Source organism: Rhodospirillales bacterium, assembly GCA_023898805.1.
Classification (GTDB): Bacteria; Pseudomonadota; Alphaproteobacteria; order Micavibrionales; family UBA1664; genus UBA6145.
The window spans coordinates 1,693,107-1,712,588 of the sequence record CP060260.1 but is presented as its reverse complement, the minus strand read 5'-3'; the positions used below and the strand labels follow the sequence as shown (position 1 = coordinate 1,712,588).

At 60.2% G+C, this 19,482-nt stretch carries 22 protein-coding genes; 12 read left to right on the top strand and 10 right to left on the bottom strand.

The window, feature by feature from the left end; translation table 11 throughout:
- Window positions 1-49: 49 nt before the first annotated feature.
- Window positions 50-559 (bottom strand): glycine zipper 2TM domain-containing protein, encoded by a 510-nt coding sequence (locus H6866_08415; GenBank protein USO07426.1) that lies wholly within the window; start codon window positions 557-559, stop codon window positions 50-52.
- A 73-nt stretch (window positions 560-632) separates the two neighbouring features.
- Between H6866_08415 and pdxH the strand changes: the two genes are divergently transcribed.
- Entirely contained in the window at window positions 633-1,241 is a 609-nt protein-coding gene (gene pdxH, locus H6866_08410; GenBank protein USO07425.1) for a pyridoxamine 5'-phosphate oxidase, read from the top strand.
- The gene (locus H6866_08405; GenBank protein ID USO07424.1) at window positions 1,238-2,239 is read left to right on the top strand and encodes an rRNA methyltransferase; all 1,002 of its coding nucleotides are present in this window, start codon (window positions 1,238-1,240) and stop codon (window positions 2,237-2,239) included. Before pdxH ends, H6866_08405 begins: the two co-directional genes overlap by 4 nt.
- Before the next feature lie 12 nt (window positions 2,240-2,251).
- Here H6866_08405 and H6866_08400 read toward each other — a convergent pair whose 3' ends face one another.
- Both H6866_08400 and H6866_08395 read right to left on the bottom strand, forming a co-directional pair.
- Window positions 2,252-2,737, bottom strand: a complete 486-nt coding sequence (locus tag H6866_08400; protein USO08641.1) for an Lrp/AsnC family transcriptional regulator — start codon at window positions 2,735-2,737, stop codon at window positions 2,252-2,254.
- A gap of 72 nt (window positions 2,738-2,809) precedes the next feature.
- The gene (locus H6866_08395; protein USO07423.1) at window positions 2,810-3,574 is read right to left on the bottom strand and encodes an NTP transferase domain-containing protein; all 765 of its coding nucleotides are present in this window, start codon (window positions 3,572-3,574) and stop codon (window positions 2,810-2,812) included.
- 159 nt (window positions 3,575-3,733) lie between these two features.
- Here H6866_08395 and H6866_08390 point away from each other — a divergent pair, with 159 nt between their 5' ends.
- The 9 genes from H6866_08390 (at window position 3,734) to H6866_08350 (ending at window position 11,701) form a co-directional block, all read left to right on the top strand.
- Window positions 3,734-4,480 (top strand): hypothetical protein, encoded by a 747-nt coding sequence (locus H6866_08390; GenBank protein USO07422.1) that lies wholly within the window; start codon window positions 3,734-3,736, stop codon window positions 4,478-4,480.
- A 15-nt stretch (window positions 4,481-4,495) separates the two neighbouring features.
- A complete protein-coding gene (locus H6866_08385) occupies window positions 4,496-5,113 on the top strand; it encodes a hypothetical protein (GenBank protein ID USO07421.1) in 618 nt (205 codons plus the stop codon).
- A gap of 113 nt (window positions 5,114-5,226) precedes the next feature.
- Window positions 5,227-6,396 carry a hypothetical protein gene (locus H6866_08380; GenBank protein USO07420.1) on the top strand — a complete coding sequence of 390 codons (1,170 nt, stop codon included), beginning with the start codon at window positions 5,227-5,229 and terminating at the stop codon, window positions 6,394-6,396.
- Window positions 6,397-6,473: 77 nt separating this feature from the next.
- A complete protein-coding gene (locus H6866_08375; GenBank protein ID USO07419.1) occupies window positions 6,474-7,055 on the top strand; it encodes a hypothetical protein in 582 nt (193 codons plus the stop codon).
- Between the two features lie 24 nt (window positions 7,056-7,079).
- Window positions 7,080-8,282: a hypothetical protein gene (locus H6866_08370; protein USO07418.1), complete on the top strand. Its 1,203-nt coding sequence runs from the start codon at window positions 7,080-7,082 to the stop codon at window positions 8,280-8,282.
- A 78-nt stretch (window positions 8,283-8,360) separates the two neighbouring features.
- The gene (locus H6866_08365; protein USO07417.1) at window positions 8,361-9,644 is read left to right on the top strand and encodes a 3-deoxy-D-manno-octulosonic acid transferase; all 1,284 of its coding nucleotides are present in this window, start codon (window positions 8,361-8,363) and stop codon (window positions 9,642-9,644) included.
- On the top strand, window positions 9,641-10,600 hold the full coding sequence (gene lpxK / locus H6866_08360; GenBank protein USO07416.1) for a tetraacyldisaccharide 4'-kinase: 960 nt from the start codon (window positions 9,641-9,643) through the stop codon (window positions 10,598-10,600). Before H6866_08365 ends, lpxK begins: the two co-directional genes overlap by 4 nt.
- Entirely contained in the window at window positions 10,600-11,436 is an 837-nt protein-coding gene (locus H6866_08355) for a lysophospholipid acyltransferase family protein (protein USO07415.1), read from the top strand. Before lpxK ends, H6866_08355 begins: the two co-directional genes overlap by 1 nt.
- Window positions 11,437-11,467: 31 nt before the next feature.
- Window positions 11,468-11,701 (top strand): hypothetical protein, encoded by a 234-nt coding sequence (locus H6866_08350; protein USO07414.1) that lies wholly within the window; start codon window positions 11,468-11,470, stop codon window positions 11,699-11,701.
- Between the two features lie 3 nt (window positions 11,702-11,704).
- Here the strand turns inward: H6866_08350 and secF are convergent, their stop codons facing one another.
- The 7 genes from secF to lipB form a co-directional block, all read right to left on the bottom strand.
- Window positions 11,705-12,637, bottom strand: coding sequence for a protein translocase subunit SecF (secF, locus tag H6866_08345; GenBank protein ID USO07413.1), 933 nt, complete (start codon window positions 12,635-12,637; stop codon window positions 11,705-11,707).
- Entirely contained in the window at window positions 12,634-14,199 is a 1,566-nt protein-coding gene (secD, locus tag H6866_08340) for a protein translocase subunit SecD (GenBank protein ID USO07412.1), read from the bottom strand. The genes secF and secD overlap by 4 nt, the downstream gene beginning before the upstream one ends.
- A gap of 21 nt (window positions 14,200-14,220) precedes the next feature.
- Window positions 14,221-14,601 (bottom strand): preprotein translocase subunit YajC, encoded by a 381-nt coding sequence (gene yajC, locus H6866_08335; GenBank protein USO07411.1) that lies wholly within the window; start codon window positions 14,599-14,601, stop codon window positions 14,221-14,223.
- Window positions 14,602-14,683: 82 nt separating this feature from the next.
- Complete coding sequence (locus tag H6866_08330) at window positions 14,684-15,805, bottom strand: M48 family metalloprotease (GenBank protein USO07410.1); 1,122 nt, start codon at window positions 15,803-15,805, stop codon at window positions 14,684-14,686.
- 61 nt (window positions 15,806-15,866) lie between these two features.
- Entirely contained in the window at window positions 15,867-16,559 is a 693-nt protein-coding gene (locus H6866_08325) for a protein-L-isoaspartate(D-aspartate) O-methyltransferase (protein ID USO07409.1), read from the bottom strand.
- Between the two features lie 88 nt (window positions 16,560-16,647).
- Entirely contained in the window at window positions 16,648-17,931 is a 1,284-nt protein-coding gene (gene serS / locus H6866_08320) for a serine--tRNA ligase (GenBank protein USO07408.1), read from the bottom strand.
- Window positions 17,932-17,940: 9 nt separating this feature from the next.
- Window positions 17,941-18,696 carry a lipoyl(octanoyl) transferase LipB gene (gene lipB / locus H6866_08315; GenBank protein ID USO08640.1) on the bottom strand — a complete coding sequence of 252 codons (756 nt, stop codon included), beginning with the start codon at window positions 18,694-18,696 and terminating at the stop codon, window positions 17,941-17,943.
- Here lipB and H6866_08310 point away from each other — a divergent pair.
- On the top strand, window positions 18,674-19,450 hold the full coding sequence (locus H6866_08310) for a hypothetical protein (protein USO07407.1): 777 nt from the start codon (window positions 18,674-18,676) through the stop codon (window positions 19,448-19,450). The two genes, lipB and H6866_08310, sit on opposite strands and share 23 nt — an antisense overlap.
- Window positions 19,451-19,482 lie beyond the last annotated feature (32 nt).

Below are 19,482 nucleotides of genomic sequence, written 5' to 3'. Positions count from 1 at the left end.
CAACCGGCCTTTTTGGGGTTTTTGGAGGAACCAAATCGCCCGTTTTACGTCAGTTGACGATTTTCCAGGTTCCGTCCGGGTTCTGGCAAGCGGTGCCGGTCGCGGTCTGCTGTTGGCCGCCGACATAGATCGTCTGCTGGTATTCGCGGCAGTACGAACCGGAGGACGAGCGCCCGTCGCGGATCGGCGTATAGGTGCCGGAATTGCCGCTTTGCGGGTTGTTCCACGAAATCGTCTGGCCGATCGGCGCGGTGTAGGCGCGATCCTGCGCCTGTTGGGCATAGGCCAAATCGGCCTTGTCGAGCGAGGCACCGACCGACGAACCGACCAACGCGCCAAGCAGGACGCCGACGCCGGTGCCGACCAGCTGGCCGTCGCCTTTACCGAATCTGGATCCGGCCAGACCGCCGACAACGGCGCCAAGGCCGGTGCCGATTTGCTGTTTGTTCAGGCCGGCATCACCGCCGCCGTATCCTTCGTTAAAACCAGACTGCGCGCAGGCCGAAAGCGCGGTGGCGCCGATCAAACCGGCGGTAAGTGCGAATTTGCGAAGCGACATGTGGTAACCCTTTCCTGTCAGATTAAACCGTTTAAATTACGCAGTGACTTTAGGGCAAAAGGATGACCGTTCAATGACCTTCTTGAAACCCGCAGATAACTGCGACCCCGTTGCGCTGTTCCATCAATGGTTCGATGACGCGCAAAAAACCGAGATCAACGACCCCGATGCCGCCTGCCTAGCCACGGCGGACGCCCAAGGCCGCCCCAGCGCGCGCATGGTGCTGGTGCGGCAGGTGGATGCGCGGGGATTCGTGTTCTTCACCAACGGGCACAGCATAAAAGGCCGACAGATGATGGAAAATCCCCATGCGGCGCTATGCTATCACTGGAAATCACTGCGCCGGTCGGTGCGCGTTGAAGGCCATGTCGAAACCATCGCCGAGGCCGAATCCGATTCGTATTTCACCGGCCGTCCGCGCGGCAGCCGTATCGGCGCATGGGCGTCGCAGCAATCGGAACCGCTGGAGAGCCGTGAGGCGCTGGTTGCGCGTGTCGCCGCGTTGACGGCGGAATACGGCGAAAATGCGGATGTGCCGCGCCCGCCGCATTGGCATGGATACCGCATCGTGTCCACGCGGATCGAATTCTGGCAGGACGGGGAATTCCGCCTGCATGACCGGTTCGCCTTTACACGCATGGCCGAGCAGGATCGCTGGACCATCCAACGACTATATCCGTGAGCACACTTCCCACACATATCCTGCAGGCACTGGAATCGCTGGCATCGGCGCATCAGCGCACGCAGCTGGCGCGCGCGGCTGAGGCCGTGTCGTCACGTTACCGGCGCGCGCAGAATGACGCCGACACTTTGCAAATACGCGACGAGGTCGAGGCCGCCGCCTATGCCTGCGCCCGGATGCCCGCGACCTATGCCGCCATCACGCGGGTTCTGGAAGCGGTTGGCATGACTGTGCCCCCGCGCAGCATGCTGGATTACGGCGCAGGCCCCGGAACGGCGACGCTGGCTGCGCGCGCGCTGTGGCCGGATGTCGCGGCACAGATGGTGGAGCCGAACGCCGCGATGCGGCGCGTGGCGAAGCATCTGATCGGGGACGCGGATTTTCGCGACACGCCCACGCAGGCTGATACCGTTTCGCCACACAGGTTTCGCGCTATCGCGCGGAGTTGCGGTGACACCCCTGACACCGATTCTCATTTAATGAATGAGAATCGGTATGAGCTGGTGGTCGCGGCCTACGTCCTGAACGAGGTGGGCGATCCGGCCGCGCTTGCCGAAAAGTTGTGGGGCGCGTGCGGGCGAATACTAGTGCTGGTCGATTCCGGCACGCCCGCGGCGCAGGCGATGATGATGCAGGTGCGCGCGCAGCTTTTGGCGGCGGGGGCGCATCTGCACGCGCCGTGCCCGCACGACCTTGCGTGTCCGTTCGCCGGGCCAGAGGGATGGTGCCATTTTTCGACGCGGCTTTCGCGCACGCGGCTGCACAAGGCGCTTAAGGGCGGGGCACTGGGGTACGAGGACGAAACGTTTACCTATCTGGTGTTCGGGCGGATGCCCGCCCCATCACGGCAGGCGCGGATTATCGGCCATCCACGCGCGCGCAAGGTGATCGAGACGATGGTCTGTACACCGGCGGGCGCGATCGAAACGCTTGGAATCGCGAAAAGCGACGCGCGTTACAAGGCCGCGCGCAAGGCCCGCTGGGGCGACGTATTGTAACAGCCCGAAGGTCTATGCGCCCGCGTTGTCGCCTACCGGCACGCCGGGTTCAAGCTTGGCCGTGCGGATCGCGATCGATGAACGAACGGCCGCCACGTTTTCGGTGGCCAGAAGCCCGGTGGTCAGAAATTGCTGGTATGCCTCCCAGTCGCGTGCGACGACCTTGAGCAGGACATCGGTTTCGCCCGAAAGCAAATGCGCCTCGCGAACATGGGACCAGTCGCGGACCTTTTGTTCAAATTTCTTTAGATCGACGTCGCTGTGCGAGGACAGCGACACATGCGCGAACACGGTGATGCCATAGCCCAGTTTGGATGGGTCGAGAAAGGCATGGTAGCTGCGGATATAGCCCGCCTCCTCCAGCGCACGGACCCGGCGCAGGCAGGGCGGCGCGGAAATCCCCGCCTCTTTGGCCAGATCGACGTTGGTGATACGGCCCTGCGCCTGCAGGGTGGTGAGGATCTTGCGGTCGATTTTATCAAGCTTGCTGCGCTTCATACTGGCCTGTTCGGTATTTTTCATGCGGTTCAAACCCGCTGAGGGTTATATTCTTGCGCATAAGGATGCAAGTTATTTCGGTGCCGGACCGGGTGACATTCCCGCAGGCACCGCCATCGCTTCCAGCATCGCGGGCGCGGCGGCATAGGATTCGGGCGTGCCGATATCCAAAAACGGCCCCGGCGCCACAACCGCGCCCAGTTGCCCGCGCGCGACCAAGACCGGCGCGATGTCATGTTCAAAGGAACACGGACCGGGCGGAAAATCCTTCAGGACGGCATGGGTAAACGCATAAAGCCCCGCATTGATCACGCCGGGGCGCGGCATGGTGGCGGGCTGTTTTTCGCGGTAGGCCGCAACCCTGCCGCCGTCGATTTCAAGCGTGCCGAAAGCGCGGGAATCGGGCACCGCAACCGCCGCCATCGCCGCACCGCGTTCGCGGGCGGCGCGCGCCAGCGCACCGGCATCAAGCGCGAAACAGACATCGCCGTTCAAGACCAGAAACGGATCGCCGGGTGCGGCCTGACCAACCATGGACAGGATCGCACCGCCGGTCCCAATTGGCGAATTTTCCTCAATAATAACAAGGTCTTTTTGTAATTTCTTTATGTGATCTGAGAGCGCGGCGCGGAACATCGCCGCCTGCCCTGCGCGGGCGGATACGATGATACGCCCCAGTTTCGTGGTACGGTGGATGCGGAAAAGCGGCCAAAGGACGAAGGGCAGACCCGATACCTGCAGCAGCGATTTTGGCGTTTGGGCCGCCAGCGCCCCCAGACGGGTCGCCGCCCCGCCCGCCAACACCACGATGTCGATCGGGGCCTGCGCCGTTGCCATACTTGTTGGGTCCATATTCTCCGCGCTCCCCCTCACCCGCATCCTAGACGTAAATTGGGATTTGTAAAAACAGGTGTTTTTTCAGTATAATGAAAGAACAGCGGGGTACAGGGACAATCGGGCATGTCAAGCTTCGAGCGTGGATTCTATTTAAAAATCATGGCTTTCGCGGCCGGGGCGTGGCTTGCCTTGGCCGGTCCTGTCTTCGCGGGTGGGCAGATCTGCGACAGCGTGATGACCCAGGGGGTTTCCGCGCAGATCGACCGCTATGTCACCGCCAAGAACGAATTCGTTTCGACCAATTTCACGCCGCCGCCGTCCGTGGCACAGGTATCGAACACGCCTTGCATGTCCAAGGAACTGCAACGCATATCGAACCAGTTTTCCAACGTGCCCAGCATGTATTCCAACCAGTTCATCGGCGGCCTGCTTTCCGCGGGCGGTCCCATTTCCGGCCTGATGGCCAAGATGTTCAAGGCGAACATCGATTCCTTCAACGATGCGGCAAAAATGCTGCCCAAAATGCTGGACTTCCAGTCGATGGCGTCAAGCGCGCTGGGCAGCCTGCTCGATTCCCTTGGACTCGGCGATGCGTTCTCAAGCCAATTATGCGGGTTGATGGTCGACATGCTGCTTAAATACGTGCAGTGCGAAAACCCGATCAAACTGCCAAGCCTTGGCAATCTCTTCGGGTCGCTTAACAACCTGCTGCCCAAGGGTTGCGCCGGTTCCGCCCTGCGTTCTGCCCTGTATCAGGCGGGCAACCTTGAAGCCATGCAAACGCGCAACCAGCCGATCTTCACCTCGCCCACCGGACAATCCTATATGGGCAGTGCCGACACGCTTAATAAGGCGCGCGGAACCATTGACGCGAAACAGCCGACGGAAAATGGAACATTGTACTAGGTGACAGACAAATACATGAAAGCAGATATCCAGACCCATTTTTCCAAGCGCGCCAAAAGTCGGCAGGAACGGACAGCCCGGCTGAGAACCGTGTTCGGCGCGTTTTCTCTTGGCCTGCTTTTCGTCGTCGGCGGCTGCACCAGCGGGCTGGCCAACACGGGCCATCCTCCCCTCGGAATCAATCAGCAAAACACCTCAGCAGGTTTTTCGGCGCTTGATTTAGCACCTGCAAAAAGCGATCCGGAGGCCATGCGCATCGCATCGGTGCTTGCCAAGGATATCATCAGCGAGGCCAAAAAGTTTCAAAACTTGCATTTTGATGTTTCCGCCCGGTTTATTCCTACTTCCATCCTGCCCAAGGACAGCCTGATCATCGTCTACATCGACAGCGATGCCTCCTGCGGGGCCGCAACCGGGTGTACAGCCTATATTTTTGAAAAGGTCGATTCGAAGAAGAATGTTTGGAAGCAGGTTTTTTATAACATGGGGGATGAATTCAGCTTCTCCACGGATGCCAAGGAAAACCTGCTTTTCATGAACATGCTCAGAGGCGACCACACCTCGCATTGGGTCATGCCCTCGAATGGCGGCTCTTTCGAGCTTATCAAACAGACTGGCGCGATACGCCCATGATAGAGGCCTATCCGCGAAACAGATTCTTTATTTTTCTGTTTTGCCTCCTTTTGCCTTTTTGTTTTTTTTCATTCCTACATGCAGAGGACACGCCGCCCGCATCCGGCTGCAAAATGGACGATTATTATAACGCGTTGGCGAAACAGGAGAGCAGCAATCGGCCTGATGTCTGCGCGATCACAAAAAAAGGCGACCATTGCTGCGGCCTGTATCAGTTTTGCAGCGCGGAAGCCGCCCAATATGGTCTGCAAACCGCTTACCAGAACGGTAAATGGGTCATGACATCCAGCGTGGAGGCGCAACAGAATGCGATCAGGGCCTATACAGAAGCGCACCGACGCGAACTTCAAGACATAATTAACCAATATGTTGGAAAAACAGACAGTTATGGTACGACGATTACCGAATCAGGGATTCTTGGTGCCGCGCATCTGTGCGGCGTTACCGGTGTCAAAAACTATCTTACAAAAAACATGGACGTGGATGATGGCAATACATCCTGTTCGGATTACTTGAGCCAGTTTGCCGGATACAGCGCAGAGGGCGGGCCGGAGTGCGGGGGAGGCGGCAACGGCAGCGCGGTAAGCGGGAAAATGTGCGATCAGGCAATCTATGCTGGCGTGTCGGATCAGGTGAACGGCGCGGTCTCGCGCAAGAATGAATTCGTGGCCACAAACCACTCCCCGCCCCCATCGGTGGCGCAGGTGACGAACACGCCATGCATGTCCAAGGAATTGCAGCGCATCGGCAACCAGTTTTCCAACGTGCCCAGCATGTATTCCAACCAGTTTCTGGGCGGCCTGCTTTCCGCTGGCGGTCCCATTTCCGGCCTGATGTCAAAAATGTTCGGCGCGCAGATGCAGTCCTTCACCCAGGCCGCGCAGTTCCTGCCCAAAATGCTCAACTTCCAGTCCATGGCCCAATCCGCCCTATCCTCCCTCATGGACTCGCTCGGCCTCGGCGATGCATTCTCAAGCCAGCTTTGCGGGCTGATGGTCGACATGATCCTTAAATACGTGCAGTGCGAAAACCCGATCAAACTGCCCAGCCTTGGCAAACTCGGCTCCCTCAACAACCTGCTGCCCAAGGGCTGCGCCGGCGACGCCCTGCGCTCCACCCTGTATCAGGCCGCGAACATGCAATCGCTGCGCACCGCCAGCCAGCCGATCGTTTCGCTTCCCAACGGTACGCTGAGCTTTGGGTCGGCCACGGACATCAACGATTCACGCGGCCTTCCGCCGACAAATACGACAAGCACGACCAGTATCGGGGGCAGCCAATGAATATGCCCCAAGCAAACATGATTTTTGCCCGGTTTTGGGTTAGAATGAAGGGCTTGCGTTTTTCAAAGGGTGTGGCCATGCAATTTTCACCGTATTTCCGTCATCTGGCACTGGCCGGCATGGCCTGTGCGCTGGCCTTCGGGTTGGCCGTGGGGCCGGTTTCGGCGACTGCGACGAAAGCATCGCAACCTGCCCAGAAAAGCCAGCCCGCGGCGGATCCGGATTCAGGCAGGCCGCAGCATTTCGATTCGGACACACAGACATCGGACAAGGCCGCCGAGGATTTGATCCGCAAGCTGTATGCCGCCAAAATCAAGGATATGAAGTCGTATATTCCTGATGAGCCGAAAATCTTCGCGCGCTTTGTTTCCCTTGGTCCCGGCAAGCCCAAGAACAGCATAGCCGCCGTGTTCAACCAACCCGGCGTTTGCGGCGTGCAGTACTGCGAAACCGCCATCGCCGAAAATCTGGGCGACAACAAATACCGCACGGTCTGGGATTACAATGCGGGTGACTTTTTCCTGATACAGGGTCCAAACCCGGATTATTACGATCTTGTGCTGCCAACGCCGACCAATGTGGGCAACGCGAATACGATCTGGCGGATGGATCCAAGAACGAAAGAATACGAATTCGTTTCAGGACCGAATGCGAATTAAGGCGGATTGAGGGGATACGCGCCAATGGCAGGGATGGGCATGCACGAACAGAATCTTAGACCACGTCTGAAACAGGCGGGTTCGTTTTTGCTGCTGCTTTCGGTTTTTCTTGCATCGTTCGTGTTTTTTTCCAATGCCCGGGCCGATCAATATCAGGATTGCATGGCCAAGCTGGAAAGTAACGGCGGCTGCGCGCAAGGGTCTGCCGGATACACATGCGTCAACACAGAAGGCTGCATGGGCCGGTATCAGTTTTGCCCTGGCACGCTGAAAGGATATATGGACCCGTACGACCCGCAAAAATTCCTCAACGATCCTGCGTTGCAGGACAGCATCATGGCAAAATTCACCGCCAACAATGCTGCATGCGTGGATAAAAACCTGTCTGGCTGGATAGGAAAAGATTACAAGGGCATTACCATCACACGCGAGGGATTGATCGGTGCATCCCACTTGCTTGGATGCGCAGGGGTTGGGAGATGCCTGAGCGGTGGCAAGTGTACAGATGGTTACCAGACAGATATGGGAAGATACTTGCAGGCGTTTAGCAGCCCTGATTGCGCATATGACGGCAAGGCCACGAATACCGGCACCAATCTTTTGTGCGACGAAAAAATTTATGCGCGGGTGTCGGAACAGGTGAACGCCGCGGTTTCGCGCAAGAACGAATTCGTCGCGACAAATATGGCTCCGCCCCCATCGGTGGCGCAGGTGACGAACACGCCATGCATGTCCAAGGAATTGCAGCGCATCGGCAACCAATTTTCCAACGTGCCCAGCATGTATTCCAACCAGTTTCTGGGCGGCCTGCTTTCCGCCGGCGGTCCCATTTCCGGCCTGATGTCCAAGATGTTCGGCGCGCAGATGCAGTCCTTCACCCAGGCCGCGCAGTTCCTGCCCAAAATGCTCAACTTCCAGTCCATGGCCCAATCCGCCCTGTCCTCCCTCATGGACTCACTCGGCCTCGGCGATGCGTTCTCAAGCCAGCTTTGCGGGCTGATGGTCGACATGATCCTTAAATACGTGCAGTGCGAAAACCCGATCAAACTGCCCAGCCTTGGCAAACTCGGCTCCCTCAACAACCTGCTGCCCAAGGGCTGCGCCGGCGACGCCCTGCGCTCCACCCTGTATCAGGCCGCGAACAGCAAGATGTTCGATACGGTCAACCAGCCGGTCACGCAGATTCAGGGCGGCGGTCTGGGTCTTGGCACGGCGACGAAGAAATAAATATCCAGGATTCGGGCGCCGGCCATTTTTCCTAACGTGGGTTTGACAAACCATGCGGAGCGCCGTTTAAAGATGGTCATGATTCTGCGCGTCTACCGGACAGTGATCGGGCATTGCGGCTGGCTTTTACGCCTTGTGGTTTTGGCACGGCTGGCGCGTAGGCATGAGGAGCGCGGTCATGCCGTCGAACGCTATGGGAACGCCACCCTGCCCCGGCCTGCGGGTAAGGTTTTATGGATCCATGCCGCCAGTATCGGAGAAATGCGCTCGGTGCTGCCGCTCGCGCGGCTGATTCTGGAGCGCAACGCCGATTTGACCTGCCTGATCACCACGGTCACCGTCACCGCCGCGCGGCTGGTGCGGGACATGAACCATCCGCGCATCCTGCACCAATACGCGCCTTTCGATCATCCCGCATGGGTCATGCGGTTCCTTGAACACTGGCAGCCGGCGGCGGCGGTATGGGTGGAATCGGAATTGTGGCCCAACACGCTGGATGCCCTGCATGCGCGCCGGGCCGGGGTCATGATGGTCAACGGGCGGATGTCGGAGCGCAGCGCGCGGCGCTGGTCGCGGGTTCCGCGCACGATCGCGCATGTATTATCGTTGTTCGACGTATGTCTGGCGCAGAGCGAGGCCGACGCCGTGCGGCTGCGGACGCTGGGCGCGCAAAACGTCGTGGTCGCGGGAAACATGAAATATTCAGGCGCGCCCCTGCCCTATGACCCGGCGGCACTGGAAACCCTGCGCGCGCAGGTCGCGAACCGGCCCGTCATCCTGTTCGCCAGCACGCATGAGGGCGAGGAAGAAATCTGCGCCCACGTCCTGCGCACGCTGAATGCCGCGCATCCCGATCTTCTGGGCATTATCATGCCGCGCCATCCCTCGCGCGGGCCACAGATTCGTACGATGCTGGAGCGCGAGGGGTTCCGGGTCGCGCAACGCTCGCTGGCCGAGCCACCGTACATGGACATGCAGGTTTATCTGGCAGATACGCTGGGCGAACCGGGGTTGTTTTACCGTCTGGCGCGGATCGTGTTTCTGGGCAATTCGCTGATCACCACACCGGGCGGCGGGCATAACCCGATCGAACCCGCGCAACTTGGCTGTGCCGTCGTCTTCGGTCCGCATATGTGGAATTTTGCCGAAATCGCCGAGGATCTACGCCAATCGCGTGCCGCAATCCGCATCGAAAGCGCGGGCGAGCTGGCCGGAGTCTTGCAACGCCTGTTGGAGGACGACACGCGCGCGGCGTCGATGGGCCGCACGGCGCAAAGCTTCATGGCCGATCAAAACGGCGTGCTGGGGCGCGTGGTCCTGCACCTGCGACGCACACTGACCAGCGCGGGGATCGCATCATGATGCCGCTGTGCGCACCGCGTTTCTGGTATGACGCGAATGGCGGCATACCCGCGCGCATTCTGGCGCCTTTGGGCTGGCTGTGGTGCATGGCGGCGGCGCGGCGGCAACGCCATGCCAATACCTATGCCGCGCGAATTCCGGTGATCTGCCTGGGCAATGTCACGATCGGCGGCGCGGGCAAAACGCCTACGGCAATCGCCCTGATGCAGGCGTTGATGGAAGGCGGCAAGGTACGCAACCCCTGTTTCCTGACGCGTGGGTACGGCGGCGAAGCGCGCACCGCAACCCTGGCTGCGATGCCCGAGAGCACGCGACACGGGGACGAGTCGGTTTTGCTGGCACGCCATGCACCTGTGGTGGTTGCCGCCGACCGGGTCGCGGGATTGAAACTGACGGAAAGCGCTGGTTTCGATCTGGTCATCGCAGATGACGGATACCAGAACCCGTCTTTCGCCAAGACTGCGGGCGTATTGGTCTTCGACGGGGCGGTGGGCATCGGCAACGGGCGCTGCATTCCGGCGGGACCATTGCGGGAATCGCTTGCGGCGGCGCTGGAACGCGCGCACGCCGCCGTCATCATCGGACCGGACAAGACGGGCCTGCGCGCACGGCTTGGGGATTTGCCCGTATTTATGGGACGGATCGAGGCCGGTGCCCTGCCGCAGGCACGGTATCTGGCATTCGCCGGAATCGGACGGCCGGATAAATTTTTCGACACGTTGCGCGGCGGCCTTGCCGAACTGGCCGCCTGCATCCCCTTTCCCGACCATCACCCGTATTCGGAATCGGACATGCAACGCCTGGAGCGGCTGGCCGCGCAGCACGGCGCGCAGCTCGTAACCACCGAAAAGGACCATGTGCGCATTCCGCTGGCATGGCGCGATCGGGTTTCGACCTTAAAAGTGCGGGTGGTCATCGACGCCATGGCGGATCTGGTCCGCCTTTTGGTGCCGTGATGCGCCACGTCCTTGAATACGCGCTGTTGCGCGGCTTTTTGGGGGTATGCGCCGTGTTGCCGGTCGATGCCGCGTCGGGCATGGGGGCGGTCATTCTGGGCGCGATCGGGCCGCGCATGGGCATTTCGCGCACCGCGCGCGCCAATATCGAACGCGCATTCCCTGAATGGACGCCGGCGCAGGTCAAAGCGTGCGTGGGCGGCATATGGCGGCATTTCGGGCGGGTGATCGCGGAATACCCGCATCTGGAAACCATCGCGCGCAGCCGCGTCACTTATTTAAACCTAGAGGTATTCGAGGCTTTGCGTGGGCGCACGGTTTTATTCGTCAGCGGGCATATCGGCAATTGGGAAGTCATGCCGCCCGCCCTGCTGCTGGGTCAGGGCATCACCATGCATTCGGCCTATCGCGCGCCCAACAACCCGCTGGTCGACCGATTGATCGTACGGCTGCGCGGCTTTGGCGGGCGGTTGAAATCCTTCGGCAAGCATCGCAAGGGACTGGCCGAGATTTTGCGCGCGCTGGAAGGCGGAGAGTCGGTCGGGATGCTGATCGACCAGAAAATGAACACCGGCATCGAGGTGCCCTTTTTTGGCCGCCCCGCCATGACCAGCACCGCCTTTGTCGAGTTGGCGCGCAAGACCGGCTGCCCGCTGGTGCCGGGACATATCGCACGCACGAAGGGCTGTCATTTCGTGTTTTCGCTTGAGCCGCCGATCGCGGTCGCAGGCCGTGAAACCGAAACGGTGGTGCGCGAGATGCACGGATTTCTGGAACGCTGGATCCGCGCTACGCCGGAACAGTGGTTGTGGATGCACCGGCGCTGGAAATCTTGACTTTCATCATTATTTTTCATATTATTTTTACATGGTTACACGCCGTACCATTTTACGTGCCGGGCTTGCCGTTGGCGCGGCCCTGACCGGGATTTTCGCCGAGGCCGCGAATTTCAAGATTCAGGACGGCATTCAGGCCATGCATGGCTGCGCCATCGATCCCGGCGTTTCCGCCCTCGCCCGCCGCATTCCACAACTGGATTTCGATTTCAACAGCATCAAGGCCGCCACGCCCGGCTGCCGCCTTGGGTATCGGCCCCGGTAAATTTCAGTTCTGTTTGTCTTCGGGTGTCGCACGCAGCTTGAGATAATAAAGCGACGGCGTCGAAACGAAGTAGGACGAGTGCGTCCCGATCAGGATGCCAATGAACAGCGCCGACACGAAGGCGCGGATTACCAGCCCGCCGAACAGCCACAGCGCAAGCAGCGCAAGCAGGGTCGAACCCGATGTCATGATCGTGCGCGGCAGGGTCGAGTTGATCGAGAAATTGATCACGTCGCGCATCGGCATTTTACGGTATTTGCGCAAGGTTTCGCGCACGCGGTCGAAAATGATCACGGTTTCGTTGATCGAATAGCCCGCGACCAGCAAAATCGCCGAAAGCGTCGAAAGATCGAACGGCATCTGGGTAAGCGAAAACAGCCCCAGAATCCCGACCACGTCGTGGATCAGCGCCAACATCGCCCCGATGCCGTACTGCCAGTTAAAGCGCAGCCAGATATACGAAAAGATGCACACGAGCGCCATGACCACGGCCTTGAGCCCGTCCATCTTGAGTTCCGCGCCCACCTGCGGCCCGACGAAATCGGCACGGCGGTAATCGACCTTGCCCGCACCGAAATCCTGATCCAGCAGCGCGCGGATCTTGTCGGTCGCGTCCTTTTGCGCATCCGGCCCGCCGGGTTGTTCGCCGAAGCGCAGCATCAGCGAGCGTTTGTTGCCGAGTTCCTGAATCGGCACCTCGCCTATATCCAGACCGGAAAGCTGTTCGCGCAGCTGCGCCATGTCGGGGTCGACGGGGGTCGCGATCTCCATCACCGTGCCGCCGGTGAAATCGATGCCGAAATTCAGGCCCTTGATGCTCAAACAGAGAATCGACCCGCCGATAATCACCAGCGAGGCGAAAAACGCGTAAAAGCGGTGGCCGAAGAAATCGATCTTCGTGTCGTGGGGGACCAGCGGGAACAGCTTGATGATCATACGGCAATCGCTTTCGGTTTCTTCCAGCGCAGGAAGCCCACCACCATCAGGCGGGTGAGCATCATCGAGGCGAAATAGGCGGTTCCCACGCCGATCGACGTGGTGACCGCGAAGCCCTTGATCGGCCCGGTGCCGAAGGAAAACAGAATCAGCGCCGAAATCAGCGCGGTCAGGTTGGAATCGATGATCGTGGTCTTGGCGCGTTCATAACCCGTATCGACAGCGGCAAGGATCGAGCGCCCGGCGCGCAGTTCCTCCTTGATGCGTTCAAAGACCAGCACGTTGCCGTCGACCGCAAGGCCGATGGCCAGCACGATACCCGCGATGCCCGGCAGGGTCAGCGTCGCCTGAAGCATCGACATCACCGCGATCAACAGCACCATGTTCATCAGCAGCGCCAGCGAAGCGAAGACCCCGAACAGGCCATAGACCGTGCAGGCGAAAACGATCACGAAAACCAGTGCCATGACGCAGGCCTTTTTGCCCGCCGCGACAGAATCCGAACCCAGCGTCGGGCCGACGGTGCGTTCCTCCACGATCTTGAGCGGCGCGGGCAGCGCGCCCGCACGCAGAAGCAAGGCAAGATCGCTTGATGTCTGGACCGTGAAAGACCCGGAAATCTGGCCGGATCCGCCGCAGATCGGTTCGTTGATGCGGGGGGCCGAGATGACGACGTTGTCGAGCACGATGGCAAAGGGCTTGCCGACGTTCTGGGTCGTCACATCGCAAAAACGTTTCGCGCCCAGCGTGTTCAACTGGAACGTCACCACCGGCTGGCCGTTCTGGTTGAAGCTGGGCTGGGCGTTGACCAGCATGTCGCCGGTGATCATCGCGTTCTTTTGCACCGGCAGGGACTGACCCGGATATTCCTGCATCGGCAGCATGACATCGCCCAGACCCGGTTTGCCGGTCATCGCCGCGTCGGAATCGACCAGTTGAAAGCCCAGTTTCGCGGTCTTGCCCAACAGATTCTTGACGTGTTCGGGATCGCCCAGACCCGGCAGCTGGACCACAATCCGGTCCTCGCCCTCGCGGGCGATGGATGGTTCGCGCGTACCGGTTTCATCGACGCGGCGGCGGACGATTTCGATCGACTGTTCGATCGCGTGGTCCTTGATCGCCTTGAGTTTCGCCTCGCTGAAAACAGCCGTGATGGTGCCGTGCCCGTCGTCGGTAAGGTCAAGTTCCGGGTCGGCCTTGCGGAAGGCCGAACGGGCCGCGTCGGTGTCGGTCGGGTTGCGCAGCACCACGACAAAGCCCGTTGGCGTGACACGCAGGCTGGAATAGCCGATCTTGCGCGTGCGCAGCTCGCTGCGCGCGGCCTGCATCGCGTTGTCGGCCTGATCGTGAATCGCGTCGTCGAGTCCGACCTGCAGCATCAGGTACGAACCACCCTGCAAATCCAGACCGAGATTGACGGTGCGCGAAGGCACGAAGGACGGAACCTTCGCCGCCCAGGCATCGGCCTGCGCGCGGGTCATCAGATTGGGCGCGGCATAGATAAAGCCCGCCAGGCAAACCAGCAGGATCAGAGCGACCTTCCAAAGCGGGATGCGGATCATGACGTGTACGCGACCCCGGGGTTATTTCGCGGGCGCGTCAGGGACCGTTTCGGACCCGCGCACGGAAAGCGTATAGCGCAGAGCCGTGACCTTGGTGCCGCCGAGATCGACCTCGACCTCCGCGTCCGAAACCAGACGGCTGATATTACCGACCAGCCCGCCACCGGTGACCACGCGGTCACCGACCTTGAGGGCGCCAAGCATCGTCTGTTGCTGTTTCATGCGCTTTTGCTGGGGACGGATCAGCAGCACGTAAAACAGCACGAACATCAGAGCGATCAGGCCCATATTGGTCAGGAACGTATCGCCCATGCCCGGTGTCGCGGCGGCATCGGCGGCAGCGGAAGCGGGCGCGACCGTTGCAGGGGCGGCATCCTGTGCGAAAGCTTGGGTAATCAACATATCTTCATGCTCCGGTTTGCAATTCGCCGGGTACTATAAAGACGATCGGGGCAAAGGCAAGGCGTTCGCCAAAATGCGCCGGTCACGGCGCGCGGGGCGCGGGCCGTTCGGGTGCCTGAATGCCAGCCAGACGCCTTGCTTGCTGTATTTCGGGCCAGATACCGCGCATGCGGGCGATTCTTTGCGCCCATGACGGATGCTCGTCCCAAAGCGCCTTCAGGCGTCCGGATGCGGTCGGCGGCGATTCCGACATGGATTCGATCGCGCTGATCCCATCCATGAACCCCACGGCCGCGTCCAGATCGCCGGTTTTGTACAATCCGTTGCGGTCGGCACGGTATTCCGTTTTGCGATCGGCATAGGTTATCGCCAACCCCACAAGCGGCGCGGCGGCAGCCGTGCCCAGAAGCGCGGCCAACGGCCCCAGCACATACCCGTTCCCGTTGAATGGCATCAAAAAGCCGGGCACGGGCACCGTGGGCGCGCTTGACATCCATATGCCATTCAAGGCCATCAACGCCGCTGTCGCGTAAAGCAGGGGCTGGAAGCCAGCAAGACCCAAAATCAGGACTTTCCTTGATATGGATTCGGGGTCGCCCGTTTCCCTGTGCGCACGTTCATGCGCATAGATAAAACGCAACTGTTCCGGCTTGTCCGCAAAACGCGAAAGCGCCTGCGGCGTGGTCAGCAAAGCATTTTCCGCCGTTGCAAAAAAATACTCGCGCGCACGATTGACGCCATCCATCAGCTTTTCCATCTGATCTTCCGGGTTATCGTCAACCAATGCGCGTATTGCCAGATCGTCCAGCGTGCAGCCAGCCACCAATGCTAAAGTTAATCCCGGGGATGCCAGATACGGTGTCAGACGCCTTGATGGATCATCGAAAAGCCCTTCTGTTTCGTGAAAAACGGCCAGCGCCGCCGCCTGATCCGGCACGGTTTCATCCAACAGCCTGATTTCATCCGCCGCCGTGTATCGATCAATGATCTTGTTTTTGGATTTCGCGAAAGGCGCGGCGTAATGACGGAACACCGCCGCCAGACCGCCTATGACCCCGGCCCCCAGCGCCAAAGGATTGAAAAGCTGCGTCAACATCCCACCCATGGCGAGCGCGGCCAAAGCGGGCACGCCCGTGATCATCGCCTGTTCTGCGGGCGGGCGATTTTTCCATGGTTTCTGGTGCGTTGGCCTGAGGCGTGACATAGCCCGTGTTTAGCAGCCACACACATAACGCGTCAATAATTATGGATAATTTTGGCCGGTATCAGGCCCAGGCCAGAAGCTTGTTGATGTCCGGCTCCAGATCCATCGATTCCGCGGCCACGTCGGGCAAAAGGGGAACGAAACGCACCGGCATCAATTCCTGACTGGTGAATTCGGTGTCGGAAACGCGGGTATATTTGACCAAGGTCTGGGCGGTGCCGTCCGGCCCCACGGGCACGACCATGATGCCGCCGATCGAAAGTTGAAAAAGCAGGTCGTTCGGCGCTTGCCCGTGCGCGCCGGCGGTGACGATGATGCGGTCGAAGGGCGCCTGCACCGGCCAGCCCTTCATGCCGTCGCCGACCACACAGGTGATGTTGCGGATGTTCATGGCGCGGAAACGCTGTTCCGCGATGTCGAGCAGGGGTTTGTGCCGCTCCATCGAATAGACGCGGCGCACAAGCCGGGAAAGAATGGCGGCCTGATACCCCGAACCGGTGCCGATTTCCAGAACCTTCATCCGGTCGTTGAGTTCGAGCGCCTGCGACATGGTGGCGACGACCAGCGGCTGGGAAATGGTCTGGCCCAGACCGATGGGCAGGGCCCGGTCCTCGTATGCCTGATCGAAAAACAGTTCGGGGACGAATTCCTCACGCGGGACGCGTTCGATCGCGGCCAATACCTGCGTATCGGCAATGCCATGGCGACGCAAATGCATGATCAGCCGAATTTTGTTTGCTTGCAATGCGTTCATGGATTTTCTTGAAGTTGTATAAGAGCGAATCGACCCCTTTATTCTGATCCGAACAAGGGGCCGATACAAGTGTTTTGGAATTAAGGATTTAAGACTGGTTCTTCGCGATCTCGGTCAGGCCGCCCATATAGGGGCGCAGGACTTCAGGAACCACCACCGCATCGCGGGCGGGGTCCCAGTAGTTTTCCAGCACCGCGATTAAAGCGCGGCCGACCGCCACGCCCGACCCGTTGAGGGTGTGGACAAAGCAGGTGTCCTTTTCGCCCGGACGCTTGGTGCGCGCCTTCATGCGGCGGGCCTGAAAATCCCCGCAATTCGAGCAGGAGGAGATTTCGCGGTAACGGTCCTGCCCCGGCAGCCAGACCTCGATGTCATAGGTTTTGCGCGCGCCAAAGCCGGTATCGCCCGAACACAGGACGATGGTGCGGAAAGGCAAACCAAGTCTGGTCAGGACGCTTTCGGCGCATTTGGTCATGCGCTCGTGCTCGGCCACCGAATCCTCGGGCCGGGTGATAGACACCATTTCGACCTTATAGAACTGGTGCTGGCGGATCATGCCCTTGGTGTCCTTGCCCGCCGCCCCGGCTTCCGACCGGAAGCACGGCGTATGCGCCGTATAGCGGCGCGGCAGTGTGGATTCCTCGACGATCATATCCGCGACCATGTTGGTCAGACTGACTTCGGCGGTCGGGATCAGCCAGTCACCGCGCGTGGTCTGGAACAGATCCTCGCCGAATTTGGGCAGTTGCCCGGTGCCGTACATGGTTTCGGATTTGACCAGAAGCGGCGGGGAAACTTCGGTATAGCCGTGTTCGGCCGTGTGGGTGTCGAGCATGAATTGCGCCAGCGCGCGTTCAAGCCGCGCCAAACCCGAATGCATCAACACGAAGCGCGCGCCGGAAAGTTTGGCCGCGACATCGAAATCCATCTGGCCCAGCGCCTCGCCGATCGCGACATGGTCCGGGTGGCCCGGCCCGGTTTTGGCGGGCGTCCCGACGCGGCGGATTTCGACGTTGCTGTCTTCGTCCCGACCGTCCGGCACGTCGTCGGCAAGGATGTTCGGCAGGCGGGAAAGCAGATCGGTGAGCTTGTCGCCGATTTCCTTTTCCTCCCCCTCCAGCGCGGTCATTTTGTCCTTCAGCGCCGCGACCTCGGCCATCGCCGCGTCGGCGTTTTCCTTTTTCGCCTTCAACTGGCCGATCAGTTTCGATTTCTCGTTGCGTTGCGATTGCAGTTCCTGCAACGCTGTCTGGGCGGCGCGGCGCTTTTCATCAAGCGCCAGAATCGCGGGCGATTGCGCGGGCAAGGCGCGGCGCGCCATCGCAGAATCAAAGGTTTCGGGATTGGCGCGGATGTCTTTTAAATCATGCATGTGCCTGATTTAGCGCAACTCGAACACGGCTTCAAAAGATTCTTTCAAGGCGGCGTCCAGATCATCCATCGAAACGTTTTTGTCCAGGGCCGCCAGCGAGGTCACCCCGTGTTCGCTGATGCCGCAGGGCACGATGCCCGCATAATGCGAAAGGTCGGTCGTATTGTTGATGGATATGCCGTGAAACGTCACCCAGTGGCGCACGCGCACGCCGATGGCGGCGATTTTGGATTCTTTGATTCGCGCGCCGCCGCCCGCCAACCCGGCGCGCGTTTTGGTTTGCGCGCCGCCGCCCACCAACCCGGCGCGCGGGTGCACCACCCATATCCCCACGCGGCCGGGGCGGCGTTCGCCGGTCACGCCGAAGGTCGCCAGCGTGCGGATAATCCATTCCTCCAACTGCCAGATGTATTTCTTCAGATCCGGTTCGGGCTGGCGGGCGCGCAAGTTGAGCATCGCATAGGCCACGCGCTGGCCCGGCCCGTGATAGGTGTATTCCCCGCCCCTGCCCGTTTCATGGACAGGAAAGCGGGCATCCAAAAGGTCGGCGGCCTTGGCCGAGGTGCCCGCCGTATACAGCGGCGGGTGTTCCAGCAGCCAGACGCATTCCGGCGCATCACCGGCAGCAATGGCGGCAACGCGCCCCTCCATAAAGGCCAGCGCATCGGCGTAATCTACCGGCGCGGTGCCGGATTTCCATTCAACCCTTGCAGGATCGCTTCTTCTTATGCAAAAAGTTTGCATGCCGCTTTCCAAAGACGCCATTGAAACCATGGTCGAGTCCGCGCTGTTAAAAGCAGGGCTTACGCGCGGACAGGCCCCTGAACTGCATTACCTTATCAGCGGATCTCTGATCCGTTATCAGCATGTTCTACCCAGCGCAGGGGCAAGGCTCAAGAGTATCGAGGATACATGGGCTCTGGCGCATGCGTTTTGCACGCCGTATTTCCCGTCCGCCCGCGACATCAGCCAGGATTTTTACTGCATGGCGGCGATGCCGTCCCTGACGCTGACAACACCGCATACCATCGGGGAGGTTCCTTTTTTCCTTGAGAACGTGCGCCCGCGTGAACATCCCTTGGAACACCCATGGATCTTAAGCCTGTGCGCCGACAGGATTTTCAGCGACAGAGGGGATTGGAAAAAGATGCACGACCAGCCGCAAGAGGTGCGGATGATGGTCGAATTGCTGGCCGTCATGGCCATTCGTCCCCTGCCCGAAGCGCAAATCGCGCGGGCGCTGGCCGATTCGTCGCATGTACCCAGCACTCCGCAGGACGCGCAGGGCGGCAAGGTCACGCCGCTGTTCGGCGCAAAAGCCGCGCCTGCCGCGCCAAAAGCGCATGATTACGACATGATCAGGCTGCGCTGGCTGCGCGCACGCCTGACCGGGCGCGAGAGCGCGCTTGCGCAGGAATTCCACCGGCGCATGAGCGAACTGGATGAACGGCTGCATCCGGGCGCTGAGGCGGTGGCGGGGGCTGGCGAAAAGGTCGTCACCCTTAAGCCAAAAGTCTAGGCAAACCACGTTTCACCTTCTTTTCCATGGTT